This window comes from Streptomyces sp. NPDC058289, from assembly GCF_042880975.1.
Lineage (GTDB): Bacteria > Actinomycetota > Actinomycetes > Streptomycetales > Streptomycetaceae > Streptomyces > Streptomyces stoeckheimensis.
The window spans coordinates 57,885-71,166 of the sequence record NZ_JBHVYI010000020.1 but is presented as its reverse complement, the minus strand read 5'-3'; the positions used below and the strand labels follow the sequence as shown (position 1 = coordinate 71,166).

At 69.2% G+C, this 13,282-nt stretch carries 7 protein-coding genes; all 7 read right to left on the bottom strand.

All coding sequences use genetic code 11. The features are described 5' to 3' along the window. Positions 1–11: 11 nt before the first annotated feature. Positions 12–2,477 carry a discoidin domain-containing protein gene (locus tag ACFVX6_RS13115; RefSeq protein WP_389690773.1) on the bottom strand — a complete coding sequence of 822 codons (2,466 nt, stop codon included), beginning with the start codon at positions 2,475–2,477 and terminating at the stop codon, positions 12–14. 97 nt (positions 2,478–2,574) lie between these two features. Beyond that, positions 2,575–4,182, bottom strand: a complete 1,608-nt coding sequence (locus ACFVX6_RS13110) for a glycoside hydrolase family 13 protein (protein WP_389690771.1) — start codon at positions 4,180–4,182, stop codon at positions 2,575–2,577. A 68-nt stretch (positions 4,183–4,250) separates the two neighbouring features. Then, a complete protein-coding gene (locus ACFVX6_RS13105) occupies positions 4,251–5,126 on the bottom strand; it encodes a carbohydrate ABC transporter permease (protein WP_389690769.1) in 876 nt (291 codons plus the stop codon). A 13-nt stretch (positions 5,127–5,139) separates the two neighbouring features. After that, positions 5,140–6,048, bottom strand: coding sequence for a carbohydrate ABC transporter permease (locus tag ACFVX6_RS13100; RefSeq protein ID WP_389690767.1), 909 nt, complete (start codon positions 6,046–6,048; stop codon positions 5,140–5,142). Positions 6,049–6,155: 107 nt separating this feature from the next. Beyond that, a complete protein-coding gene (locus tag ACFVX6_RS13095) occupies positions 6,156–7,556 on the bottom strand; it encodes an ABC transporter substrate-binding protein (protein ID WP_389690765.1) in 1,401 nt (466 codons plus the stop codon). A gap of 234 nt (positions 7,557–7,790) precedes the next feature. Further along, positions 7,791–8,810 carry a LacI family DNA-binding transcriptional regulator gene (locus ACFVX6_RS13090; protein WP_389690763.1) on the bottom strand — a complete coding sequence of 340 codons (1,020 nt, stop codon included), beginning with the start codon at positions 8,808–8,810 and terminating at the stop codon, positions 7,791–7,793. A gap of 179 nt (positions 8,811–8,989) precedes the next feature. Next, the gene (locus tag ACFVX6_RS13085) at positions 8,990–13,282 is read right to left on the bottom strand and encodes a discoidin domain-containing protein (protein ID WP_389690761.1); all 4,293 of its coding nucleotides are present in this window, start codon (positions 13,280–13,282) and stop codon (positions 8,990–8,992) included.

The window sequence follows — 13,282 nt, the reverse complement described above, 5'->3', positions numbered from 1 at the left end:
GGTGCCCGGGCTCAGCCGGCGTAGGCCTCGAACTCGCCGAGCTGCCCGGCCGGCCAGCCGGTGTTCCCGGTGAAGGCCAGCCGCAGATGGCGCAGGTTCGTACCGGCGGGAAGGGTGATGGTCACCTTGTTCCCGCTCGCCGGGTCGAAGACGTAGCCGGCGGGGGCGACGACGGTGGTGAAGCCCGAGCCGTCGGAGCTGCCGAGGACGGACAGGGTCTGGGTCCTGGCCCCCCAGGCGGCCGGCGGCGGAAGCTTCAGGACCAGGCGGCGGACCGGGGTGGCGGCCCCGAGGTCGACCGTGAGTGACTGCGGGAAGGCGTTGTTGAGGCTCTCCCAGTAGCTGTTCGCGTCTCCGTCGACGGCCCTGGCCGCGTCATAGCCCTGGGTGTGCGAGGACTCGGTGACCGGCCGGCCCTGGGCCAGGTTGCGGGTGGGGTCCGGGGTCGGCGTCGGGGTCGGGGTGGGCGTAGGCGTAGGCGTGGGGCTCGGTGTGGGCGTAGGCGTGGGGCTCGGCGTAGGCGTGGCGCTGGGGCTCGGGGTCGGGCTCGGGGGCGGGGTCGGTTCCGGTCCCGGCTGGTCGGTCGCCGGAGGGAACGGCCCGCAATAGGTGTTCGGCAGCTTGGTGTTCCAGCCGGAGTTCCCGCTGCCCTGCGTCAGCTTCAGCTGCGCGCCCAGGCAGCTGTAGACCGGCTCGGTGAAGCCGATCCTGGTGGCCCTGACGTTGCTCATGGACAGTTCGGCCGGATCGTTGAACTGGAGAGCGAACGTGCCGGTCTTGTCGATGGTGATGTTGTCGAAGTGCACGCCCTTCGTGCTGCCGGACACGAAGTGGATGGCGGCGTAGGAGCTGTCCAGGATGTCGCTGTCGGTCACGTTGATCGCGGCCTTGTCGATGGAGCTCGACCGGCTGTCGAACCAGACGGCGCCGATCGGGAAGTTCCACCCGTAGTCGGTGTTCCCGGTCCGGATCAGGGTGTTGCGGGCCAGCGTGAAGGTGCCCGAGACGTCCGTCCCCTGGCCGGGGGTGACCCCGGGGTAGCGGTTGCCGACGTGCAGGCCGCCGCCGTTGGACAGGGTCTCGGCGGCCACGTTGTCGGTGACGCTGATGTCCTTGCCGCCGTAGATCGCGATGTTGTTGGCGAGGATCGGCAGGACGACGGTGTTGTGGCTGAAGGAGTTGGCGACGTTGTTCTTGGTGTCCGCCCACATGGCGAGGCCGTCGTCGCCCAGGTTGCGCAGGAAGGTGTTCTCCACGGAGGAGCGGGTGACGCCCCAGTGGAAGTTCACCCCGTCCGCCGTCTGGTCGAGGATCCGGCTGTTCCTGATGTGGAAGTTGTCCATCGGGCCGTCCATCCAGGCCCCGACCTTGGTCCGCTGCATCCACACGTTGTCGACGACGGAGTCGCTCATGGCCCCGCCGATGGCGTTGACCTGGTCGTCGTCGATGCGGTCGGCGATCTCGCCGATGATCGCGAAGTCCTTCAGCGTGACGTTCCTGCTCGGCCCGCCGCTCTCGTGCGGGCGGATCTGTCCGCCGTATCCGCCGCCCTGTACGTACTTCCCGTAGATCCCGGCCGCGCGGCTGCGGTCGGTGGGATGGCGCCCGGTGAGGACGGAGTACCAGGGTCCGGCCCCGCGCAATGTCACCTTGTCCACCACCACGTGATCGGTGAGCTTGAAGGTGCCCTGCGGGATCCACACCTCCTTCACCTGGGCCGCACCGGCGTCCACCGCCTGCTGGAAGGCGGCGGTGGAGTCGGCGGAGCCGTTCGGATCGGCCCCGAAATCGGTGACCGACAGCGAGCCGGCCGGCCGCGTCCCGGGCGGCGCGACCTCCTCGAAGTCGGCGAGGTCCACGACCGCCCACGGGGTGGCGCCCAGGGAGGAGAGCGTGAGGCGGACTTTGGAGCCCGCCGGGAGGGTCTTCCCGAAGAGGGTGCGGGTCTCCTCGTAGAAGTGGTGCGGCTTGTCGCCGTTCGGCTGGTTGGTGAAGGGGTAGCTGCCGTAGAACCAGCTGTACTTGGAGGTGAAGTCCAGGTCCTTCAGCTTGGCCCCGTCCAGCTTCAGCTCCACGGGTGCGCTGATCCCCGTGCCGGCCGCGTTGTCCGGTACGGAATAGCGCACGCTCATCGCGTTCGCGGGTTTGGTCAGCGTGAACTCGACGTACTCCCCCGCCGCGTCCAGCCGTACGGCGCTGCGCCCGGAGGCCTCGGCGGGCAGGCTCGTGTAGGTCCGGTCGGGCCCGATCACCGATCCGTTGGTGGCCGCCCGCTCCGCCTCCTGCTCGGTGAAGGGCACGGTCGCCCCGCGCCCCGGGACGTCCAGCGGGGACAGGACGGCCGGGGCCGCCGTGGCGGTGGGGGCCGCCACCAGCGGGAGGGCGGTGGCCGCCCCGAGGACGGCGGTGGCGGCCAGCGCGGCGAGCAGCGCTTTGGCCGGCCTCCCGCGTGCTGCGATGCGTGCTGCTGCGCTCATGACGGTGGGACCTCTCCATGCGGTACGGGGGTGTGCACGGGCGGCTCTACGAGGTGGGGCGCGGGAAGCAGGTGGTACCGGCGGTCCGGCTGCGGCGTCAGGTCCGCAGCCAGACCGCCGTGTCCTGCCCGAGCAGCCCCTCCGCATCCAGCGCGGAACTGCTCAGCAGGAGGCTCGCGTGGGCCGGCAGCGGGACCGGCTCCGAGGACAGGTTGGCCACGCAGACCAGCCCGTCGGGGCGGCCGAAGGCGAGCACTCCGGGCGGCGCGGGCAGCCACTCCAGCGATCCGCCGCCGAAGCCGGCCGCGGCCCGGCGCAGTCCGAGGGCCGTCCGGTAGAGGGTGAGCATCGAGTCCGGGTCCCCGGCCTGCCGGTCCGCGGCGTACGTCGCCCAGTCCGCGGGCTGGGGCAGCCAGGGCTCGTTCCACGGCTCGTCGGTCCACGGCAGCGGGACCCGGCACCCGTCCCGGCCGGGGTCGGTGCCGCCGGAGCGGAAGTGCATGGGGTCCTGGATGCGGCCGAGCGGGATCTCGGCCTCCGGAAGCCCCAGTTCCTCGCCCTGGTAGACGTAGACGGCTCCGGGGAGGGCGAGGGTGAGCAGCGCGGCTGCGCGGGCCCGCCGGGTGCCGAGGGCCAGGTCCGCGGGGGTCCCGAAGGCCTTGGTGGCGAAGTCGAAGCCGGTGTCGGCGCGTCCGTAGCGGGTGACCGTACGGGTCACGTCGTGGTTGCACAGCACCCAGGTGGCCGGGGCTCCGACGGGGGCGTGCTCGGCGAGGGTCTCCTCGATGGAGGTGCGCAGCCGGCCGGCGTCCCACGGGCAGCTGAGGAAGGAGAAGTTGAAGGCGGTGTGGAGCTCGTCGGGGCGCAGGTACCGGGCGAACCGCTCGGAGTCCGGCAGCCAGACCTCGCCGACGAAGATGGCCCCGTACTCGTCGGCGATGGCCCGCCAGGAGCGGTAGACGGTGTGCAGGTCGTCGCGGTCGATGTACGGGTGCACCTCGCCTGGCCAGGGCTCGGGCGAGCGGCCCGCCAGGTCGGGCAGGGCCGGGTCCTTGGCGAGCAGGGCCGCGGAGTCGATCCGTACGCCGGACACTCCGCGCTCGAACCAGAACCGCAGGACTTCCTCGTGCTCCCGGCGGACGGCGGGGTGGTCCCAGTTGAGGTCGGGCTGCTCGGGGGTGAAGAGGTGCAGGTACCACTCCCCGTCCGGTACCTGCGTCCAGGTGGCGGCGCCGTTGAACTGCGAGGGCCAGTCCCCCGGCGGCAGTTCGCCGTGTTCCCCGCGGCCCGGGCGGAAGTGGAAGAGCTCCCGCTCGGGGCTGCCGGGGCCGGCTGCGAGGGCGGCCTTGAACCAGGCGTGCTGGTCGGACACGTGGTTCGGGACGATGTCGACAATGGTGCGGATGCCCAGTTCACGGGCCTCCGCGATGAGCTTCTCGGCCTCGGCGAGGGTGCCGAAGGCGGGATCGATGGTTCGGTAGTCGGCGACGTCGTAGCCGCCGTCGGCGAGCGGGGAGAGGTACCAGGGGGTGAACCACAGGGCGTCGACGCCCAGTTCGGCGAGGTAGGGGAGGCGGGCGCGGACGCCCACGAGGTCACCGGTGCCGTCCCCGTCGCCGTCGGCGAAGCTCCGTACGTACACCTGGTAGATGGCGGCCGAGCGCCACCAGTCGGCGGCGTTTTCGGGCAGGGGAAAGTCAGCCACGGAGGGGTCCTTTCACGGCGTTCTTTTCACAGGGGGCGACCGGGCACGGCGGCGGTGCGGGGTGGTTCTCACCCCTTGAGGGAGCCTGCCGTCAGGCCGCTCATGATGTTGCGCTGGAAGATCAGGAAGATGATGAGCGTGGGCGCCGAGGCCATCGCGAGCGCGGCGACGAGATGGTTCTCGGGCACTCCCCTGGCGAGTGAGTAGATGCCGACGTTGAGCGTCTGCAGGGCCGGGTCGGGGAGGGTGAGCATGGGCCAGAGGAAGTCTTTCCAGACCCCGACGATGGCGAAGATCGACACGACGCCGAGGACGGGCCGGGACATCGGCAGGACCACGGAGCGCAGGATGCGCAGGGAGGAGGCTCCGTCGATGGCGGCGGCATCGAGGATCTCACCGGGGATGGAGTCGAAGAATCGTTTCAGAAGGAAGATGTTGAAGGCGTTCGTGACCGAGGGCAGCCAGATCACCCAGGGCGTGTTGAGCAGGTTCCGCTCGATGAGCGGCATGTCCAGGACCGTGAGGTACTGCGGTACGACGAGGACGGTGGCCGGGATCATCAGCGTTGCCAGCATCATGCCGAGGACGGCCTTGCCGAAGACCGGGCGGAGCTTGGACAGCGAGTAGGCGGCGGCCACGTCGAGGACGAGTTGGAAGGCCAGGGCGCCGAAGGCGTAGTAGAGGGTGTTGAACAGCAGCTTGGCGAGGTCCATGACCTTCCAGGCCGCCGAGTAGTTCTCGGCGTGCAGGGAGTCCGGGACCACGGTCGGCGGGACCTGGGTGAACTCCGCGGTGCTCTTGAGGCCGTTGGCGACCATCCAGTAGAGGGGCCCGAGGAAGACGACCGTGAAGCCGATCACGACCACGGCCAGGACGGTCCAGTAGACGATCTTGCCTCGGGGGCGGCCGAGTTGGGCCGGCGATATCAGCGTGCGCTCCGACATGTGAGTGCTCCCGTCAGTTCTCGTTGTCGCGGCTCAGCCGGACGTACACGGCGGAGAAGCCGGCGAGCAGGACGAGCAGGCACAGGCCCAGGGCCGCGGCGCCGCCGTACTGGTTGAAACTGAAGGCGTACTGGTAGATGAGGACGACGACGGTGGTGGTCGACCCTTCGGGGCCGGCGCCGCCGGTGAGCATGAACGGTTCGACGAACACCTGCATCGTCGCGATGATCTGCATGAGCAGCATCAGCGAGAGGATGAGCTTGGTCTGCGGGATCGTGACGTGCCAGATCTTGCGCAGCACCCCGGCTCCGTCGAGTTCCGCCGCTTCGTAGAGCTCGCCGGGGATGCCCTGGAGGGCCGCCAGGTAGATCAGGGTCGCGCCGCCCATGTTCATCCACGTGGAAGCGATGACGACGGAGAGCATCGCGGTATCGGTGGATTGCAGCCAGTCTTGCGCCGGCAGGTGCAGGAATTCCAGAATCCTGTTGAAGACCCCGTAACCGGGGTCGTAGAAGTACTTGAAGAGCAGGATCGAGGCGACCGGCGGCATCATCACCGGGAGGTAGACCAGCAGGCGCAAGTAACCCTGTGCGTGCCGGAATTCGTTGAGCACGATCGAGACCGCGAACGGGACGGCGAAGCCGAGTACCAGCGCGAGCCCGCTGAAGAGCAGGGTGTTGCGCCAGGCCTGCCAGAACGCCGGGTCGTTGAAGACGTAGCGGAAATTGTCCCAGCCGACCCAGTGGACGGCTCCGCCCTCGGTCTTCTGGAAGGCCAGCAGGAACTCCCGGACCATCGGGTACCAGGAGAAGAAGGAGAAGCAGAGGACGGCGCCGACCAGAAAGCCGTGGGCCGAGAGGTTCCGCTTGAACGCCCGGACGAATTCCTCGCGAGAGGTACCGGGCAGGGTGGGAGCCGACATCGCCGCTCGCTCCTTGGTGGGTGGGTCGTCGCCATCGATGTACGGGGTACGGGGCCTGCGGGCGGGTCCGGGCCGGGGAGGCCGCCCGGACCCGCGCCCTGGGACCGCTACTGGTTGGCCAGTACCTGGTTGACGGCCTTCTCGGCCTCCGCGAGGAGCTGCGCCGAGTCGGCGTCCTTGTTGGTCAGGACTCCCGACATCACCTTGTCGAGGACCTTGTAGACCTCCTGGGCCTTCGCCGGCTCGGCCTTGCCGGCCACCGGGTTGTCCAGGAAGGGCTTGAAGTTGACGACCGGCATGGTGGCGTTGGCGGCCTTCAGCTCGTCGTCCTTGGCCTTGCTGGCACCGGTGAAGAAGGCGGGCTGCGGAAGCCCGACCGGCAGGCCGTCGGCCTTGGAACGGTCGTACTGGAACTGCCCCTTGCCGACCGCGAGCGTCTTGAAGTTCAGCCAGGCGATGGCGGCCTTGACCTTGTCCGGCGAGCTGCCCTTCTTGATCATGTAGCCGTTGCCGCCGGCCAGCGTCGCGGCGCCGCCGGGGATGGGGCCCATGCCGAAGTTCTCGTACTTGCCGGAGAGCTGCTGCACCATGTAGGTGATGTCGTCGGGCGCGGCGAGGAACATGCCGAGCTTGTCCGAGGCCATCTGCTTCTGCAGGTCACCCCACTTGAGCAGCTGGGTCTTGCCCATGCTGTCGTCCTCCCAGCGCATGGCGTGGAGGTTGTCGACGATTCGCGCGCCGGTCGGGTTGTTGAAGGCCGCCTTGCCGTCGGCTCCGACGACGTCGCCGCCCATGCCGTACATGGCGGCCGTGAAGTGCCAGCCGCCGGTGTTCTCGACGCTGTACTCGCCGTAGCCGGCGGTGCCGTTGCCGAGCGCCGCGATCTTCTTGGCGGCCGCGCGGACCTCGTCCCAGGTGCGCGGGGGCTGGTCGGGGTTGAGGCCCGCCTGCTGGAAGAGCTTGCGGTTGATCAGCAGGCCCATCGTGTAGTTGCTGGTGGGCAGCCCGTAGAGCTTGCCGTCCTGCTTGAGGGTGTTGACGACGTTCTTGTCGATGTCGCCGAAGCCCGGGATCGACTGGGCCGTGACGTAGGAGGAGATGTCCTCGGCGCCGTCGTTGTCCAGCACCTGCTTGAGATCGGTGAAGTAGGCGTAGAAGACGTCCGGCTGGGACTTGGCCTTGAGCATCGCGGTGAACCGCGGGGGCTCCAGGCACTGGCCGGGGGTGGAGCGGCCGTCGATCGTGACGTTCGGGTAGGTCTTGTTGAACTCCGCCACGTCCTCCTTCCACTGCTTGAGCTCGGCGGCCTTCGCCGCCGGCGGCATGCAGTCGATGGAGAGGGTGACCTTGGTCTTCGGGTCGAGCGGCGCGGAGGCGTCCGTGGAACCGCCGGACGGCTGGTTCTTGGTGTCGTCCCCGCTGCTGCTCGTGCCGCAGGCCGCGAGGGCGGTGACGGCGAGCGCCGAGACGAGGGCGGTCGCGGTGGTGCGGCGGATGTTGGTTCTCATCGGTGGTCCCCTTCGAACATCGAGCAGGAGGCGTGGGGCGTGTAAGGAGGCGAGCGCGGCACACTCAATCACCACCGACAGATGAACGCAATATCTCGCGCAGATTTCGCAAGAGATTGGCAGGAGAGCGCCGGGCGGCTCGGGGAGTGAACGCAAAACAGGGCCCCGAAACGTCAGCGAGACGTTTCGGGGCCCTGTGGCCGAGGGTCGAGCTCGGTGGAGCCGGGCGGGGCGTTACTCCGGACGGGGGCGCGGGGCCTGCCCGGTGGAGCCCCGCACGACGAGCTCGGGCTCGAAGAGCAGTTCGCCGGGCTGTACGGCGGCCCCCTGGATCTGCGCGGTGAGCAGCTCCACGGCCGCCCTGCCCATGGCCTCGATGGGCTGGCGGACGGTGGTCAGCGGGGGTTCGGTGCAGTTCATGAAGGCCGAGTCGTCGTACCCGACGACGGAGACCTGGCCGGGCACGTCCAGCCCGCGCCGGCGGGCCGCCCTGATGGCCCCCAGGGCCAGCGGGTCGCTCGCGCAGATGATGCCGGTCACCCCGCGGTCCAGCAGCCTCGACGTGGCCGCGTGGCCGCCCTCGAGGGAGAACAGCGCCCGCTCCACGTGCGCGGCGGGCAGCTCGGTGCCGGCCGCCGCCGCGACCGCCTGGGCGGCCACCAGCTTGCGCAGGGAGGGGATGTGGTCGGGCGGGCCCAGCACCAGCCCGATGCGCTCGTGACCGAGGGAGGCCAAGTGGCGCCAGGCCTGTTCGACCGCGACGGCGTCGTCGCAGGAGACGCACGGGAAGCCGAGGTCCTCTATCGAGGCGTTGATGAGCACCACCGGGACCTTGCGGTCGTGGAGCAGCCGGTAGTGCTCGTGCGGGGCGTCGGCCTGCGCGAAGAGCCCGCCGGCGAAGACGACGCCGGAGACCTGCTGCTGGAGCAGGAGCTCGACGTAGTCGGCCTCGGAGACCCCGCCGGTGGTCTGCGTGCAGAGCACCGGGGTCAGCCCCTGCTGGGCCAGCGCGCCGCCGATCACCTCGGCGAAGGCGGGGAAGATCGGGTTCTGGAGTTCCGGCAGGACCAGGCCGACCAGCCGGGCGCGTTCGCCGCGCAGCTGGGTGGGGCGTTCGTAGCCGAGGACGTCCAGTGCGGTGAGCACGGACTGGCGGGTTGTCTCCGAGACGCCCGGCTTGCCGTTGAGCACCCGGCTGACCGTTGCCTCGCTGACCCCCACCTTCTTCGCCACTTGAGCAAGTCGTCGCGTCATGAGCGCAAGAGTAGCGCAAACAATGCAAGTTCCTTGCAGTTCGATTACGGCCAGTTTGGCCCATCGGAAACCGGCGCGGAACCCCCCGCGTCCCACCGGCCCCGGCGGGCTTCCGAGCCGCGAGCGGCGGGACACCCCGAAGGGATGCCCCGCCACCCTCGCTTCCCGGTGGTCGCCCGCTACGGCAGCTGGTTGATCTTGAACGTCGAGGTCGTGTTCCGCACGTCCACGGCGTTGTCGCTCATCCTCAGGTTCTGGATGGTGACCTCACCCACCGCAGGTCCTTGTCCCGCCTCGGGCATCTCGTTCGCCCAGAGGCCGAACCCTGACTTGGCGTCGAAGGCGTCACCGCTCTTCTTCGCCCCGGTGATGGTGATGTCCTTCAGAATGGTGTCCTTGATGGGATTGACCGGCTGGCCGCCGACGTACTGCGTCTGGAACATGATTCCGCTGTAGGTCGGATCGACGATGTCCACGTTGTTGATGCGGATTCCCTGGAACACCTTGGAAGCCGAGAAGATCCAGATTCCGGGGAAGGTCTGCGCCCCCCAGAAATGGCCTCCGACCCGGACGATCGAGATGTTCTCGAAGAGCGTCGGGTCGGTCCCGAATCCGTTCATCGGATACCCGAAGTCCAGCGAGCTGATGGTGATGCCCGAGTAGACGAGGATGTCGGCGATGTAGATGTTGCGGAAGGTGTTGTTGAAGCCGCCGTAGACGGCGACACCGGCCGCGCGCCAGGTCAGGATGGCGCTCAGGTTCTCGTAGACGTTGTTCTTCATGTCCGCGCCGCCCGCGTCGATGGCGGAGAACAGCGCGAAGCTGTCGTCACCCGTGGAACGCGCCTCGATGTTGGCCACGAGGTTGTCCGTGCTGCCGTTGGTCATGTTGATGCCGTCGGCGAAGGTGTCCCGGATCCGCGAGTTCTTGATCGTGATCCGGTCGGTGTTGGCGCCCCAGTAGAGGCACACCTGGTGTTCGTTCCAGATGTTGTCGATGGTCATGTCGGTCACGTTGGAGAAGTCGAAGACCTTGCCCGGACCGTCGATGCGCGAGGTGTAGTTGCCGAAGTAGGCGAACCCCGTGAAGGACGAGCCCTTGGCGGTGCCCTCCGCGCGCCATCCGTTATCGGTGTTGTCCTGCGAGGACGGGGCGTGGAAGCGGGTGAACCACGGCCCGGCGCCGACGACCTGGACGGCCTTTCCGTACACCTGGAACTTGCTCGCCGTGTCGTAGTCGCCGGGCGGCAGGTAGACGCCCACGAGCTTGCCCGTGGTGTCCATGCGGACCTTGTCCAGGGCGTTCTGCACGTCCTGGTGGGTGAAGCCGGCGGGCACCGTGTAGGTGGCCGGGTCGGGGTTGGGGATCACCGTGGCCTGTTCCAGGCTCACGAAGTCGATCGCGTAGGTCGTGGTGTTCGCCGCGTCCTTCTGGAGGCGGACCTTGCTGCCCGGCGGGACGGTCTCGCCGAGGAGGATGTTCGCCTCGTCGTAGATGTGCCGCGGGGCTCCGGCGCTCGGGGCGTTGCCCGGGCCGGCCTCGGCCCCGTAGAGCCAGGCGTACTTCGAGGTCAGCGGCAGGGCCTTCTTGAGGACGCCGTTGACGTAGACGTTGATGGTGGCGTCGATGCCGCCGCCGCCCGGGGCGTCCGGGATGGAGAAGCGGGTGACCAGGGTGTTGGTCGCGGCCCGGGTGGTGAACTCGACGTACTCGCCCGTCGCGTCCAGGTTCACGGCCTTGCGGCCCGAGGCCTCGCCGGCGATGTCTCCGACGGTCCGGTTGGGGCCGACGACGCCTGCTCCGCCGCCGACCACGCCGTCCTCCGCCTCGTAGGTGTCGAAGGGCATGTTCGCCCCGCGGCCGACGAAGAAGGGCTTGGTGGAGGTGTTGTTGCCGCGCTTGACCGGCAGTTCGTTGGCATCGTCGGCGAGGACCACCTTGACGGTGTACTTGCCGTTGGCCGCCGTCCAGGTGCCGAGCGCGATCGGCGGCGAGGAGGCACCGGCCGCGAGTGCGCCGCTGAAGGATCCCGTCAGCGTACGGATGGTGGCGCCGCCCGCGTCCTGGAGCGTGAGGGTGACGTTGTGGGTGCCCGCGGCGGCGGCCACGGTGCCCTGGTTCTTCACCGTGACGGAGAAGCCCACGGACTGGCCGGCGGACGGGGCGCTCGGTGACCACCCGACGGACGAGGCCACCAGGTCCGAGCTGTCGACCGGGCGGACCACCAGCGGGGAGCCGGTGAGGCTGTTGTTGGTGTCGTTCTGCTCGACGACCGTGTTCGCCTCGTCGACGATCGCGCTCAGCGGGTAGCTGCCCGCGTCGCGCGGGCCGATGGCGGCCGTGACGGTGGCCGAGGCACCTGCGGCCAGCGCGGGCACGGTGGCGGAGGCGATCTTCGAACCGCCGAGCTGGAAGGAGACGGTGGTCGCCGGCGCCGGGGCCGGGCCGCTGTTCTTGACGGTGGCGGACAGGGTGACGGAGTCCGACTCCACCGGAGCGGCCGGGCTCGCGCTCACCGCGGTGACCTGGAGGTCCGGGTTGGGCGCCGCGACGCCGATGACCTGGAACTCGGCGATCTGGCCGTTGGAGGACCCGGTGTTGGAGGTGAAGCGCAGCTGAACGTCCGCGACCCGGGCGTTCACCGGGATGGTGACGGTGTTGGAGCCGGAGGCCGGGTTGAAGACGTAGTCCTTGGCGGCCACCAGGCCGGTGACGCCCGAGGCGCTCTGCTCGCGGCCGAGCACCTGGATGTTCTGGGTGCGGGTGCCCCAGCTGCTGTCCGGGTTGAGCTTGAGGACCAGGCGGTCGACATCGGCGTTGGCGCCGAGCTTGACGGTCAGGGTGCTCGGGTAGGCGCCGCCGGCCCCCTCCCAGTAGGTGGAGGTGCTGTTGTCGTTGGCGTTCTCCGCGACGAAGGTGTGGATCACGGAGGAGCCCTCGATGGGCTTGCCGACCGCCAGGTTGGAGCCGCCTCCGCCGCCGCTACCGTTGCGCGTCACGGAGTTGCTGTCGCCGGAGCGGTTGCCCGCTGCGTCCTTGGCCCGGACGAAGTAGCTCACCGTGGCGGTGGCGGGCTGGGTGTCGGTGTAGGTGGTGGCGCTGCCCGCGACGGTCGTGAGCAGCACGTTGTTGGCGAAGACCTCGTAGCCGGTGACGCCGACGTTGTCGGTGGAGGCCTGCCAGTTCAGCTTGATCTGGCCGGCGGCCGGCTCGGTGAAGGTCAGGGCCCCCGGGGCGGTCGGGGCCTGGGTGTCACCGGTGTCACCGGCGCGGGTGACGCTGTTGCTGTTCGCCGACTGGTTGCCGGCCGCGTCCTTGGCCCGGACGTAGTAGGTCACGCTCGCGGAGGCGGGCTGGGTGTCGGTGTAGGTGGTGACGTTGCCGGCGACGCTGGTGCGCAGCTGGTTGTTGGCGTAGACCTCGTACCCGGTGACACCCGTGTTGTCCGTGGCGGCGTTCCAGGTGAGCTTGATCTGGCCCGTTGCGGGCTCGGTGTAGGCGAGCGCCGTCGGGGCGGTCGGGGCCTGGGTGTCTCCGGTCGTCGGGCCGTAGATCTCCAGCTCGGAGAGCTGCCCGCCGGGCTGTACGGAGTTGGACGCTATCCACACCCGTACGTAGCGGGCGGTGGTGGCGTCGAAGGTGATGCTGACCGTGTTGGCGCCGGCGGCGTTGAACTCGTACCCCTTGGACGCCGTCAGGTCGGTGTAGTCCGTGCCGTTCGCACTGCTCTGGATCTTGAGGGTCTGGGTGCGGGCGCCCCAGTTCTCGGGGAGCTTGAGGACCACGCGGTCCACGCGCACGGAGGAGCCCAGGTCGGCCTGGAGCCACTGGGGCATGGCGTTGTTGACGCTCTCCCAGTAGCTGGCGGTGTTGCCGTCATTGGCGTTGCCCGGCACGTAGACCTGGGTGTTGCTGCTCGCGGTGAGCGTCTTGCCGAGGGCCAGGTTGGTCCCGGACTCGCCGGGGGCGCGGACCTCCAGCTCGGAGAGCTGTGCGGCCTGCCAGCCGGTGTTCGCGGTGATGTCGATGCGCACGTACCGGGCCTGGGTGGCCGGGAAGCCGATGGTGACCACGTTTCCGGCGCCCTGGCCGAAGGTGTAGGTCGCCGAGCTCACCAGGGTGCTGAAGCTGGTGCCGTCGGCGCTGCCCTGGACGGACAGGGTCTGGTTGCGGCTCTCCCAGGAGGCGGGGAGCTTGAGCACCACTTGGTCGACGCGGGTGGTGGCTCCGAGGTCGGTCTGCACCCATTGCGGGAAGGTGCTGCCGGCGCTCTCCCAGTACGAGGACTGGTTGCCGTCGGTGACGTTGCCGGCCGCGTAGGCGCCGTTGGTACTGCTCGCCGTGGCGGGCCTGCCCGCCGAGACGCTCGGTCCGCCGGCGGCCACGGCGGTCAGAGCGGGCCAGCCCAGCATCAGCAGGGCCGTGCTGATCAAGGCGGCCAGGGTCCGCCATCTCCAGTTGTGCCTTCTCAT

Excerpts from the sequence above, each read along its gene's own strand:
- ACFVX6_RS13095 (WP_389690765.1), bottom strand. The coding sequence starts at position 7,556 with ATGAGAACCAACATCCGCCGCACCACCGCGACCGCCCTCGTCTCGGCG.
- ACFVX6_RS13115 (WP_389690773.1), bottom strand. The coding sequence starts at position 2,477 with ATGAGCGCAGCAGCACGCATCGCAGCACGCGGGAGGCCGGCCAAAGCG.
- ACFVX6_RS13105 (WP_389690769.1), bottom strand. The coding sequence starts at position 5,126 with ATGTCGGAGCGCACGCTGATATCGCCGGCCCAACTCGGCCGCCCCCGA.
- ACFVX6_RS13100 (WP_389690767.1), bottom strand. The coding sequence starts at position 6,048 with ATGTCGGCTCCCACCCTGCCCGGTACCTCTCGCGAGGAATTCGTCCGG.
- ACFVX6_RS13090 (WP_389690763.1), bottom strand. The coding sequence starts at position 8,810 with ATGACGCGACGACTTGCTCAAGTGGCGAAGAAGGTGGGGGTCAGCGAG.
- ACFVX6_RS13085 (WP_389690761.1), bottom strand. The coding sequence starts at position 13,282 with ATGAGAAGGCACAACTGGAGATGGCGGACCCTGGCCGCCTTGATCAGC.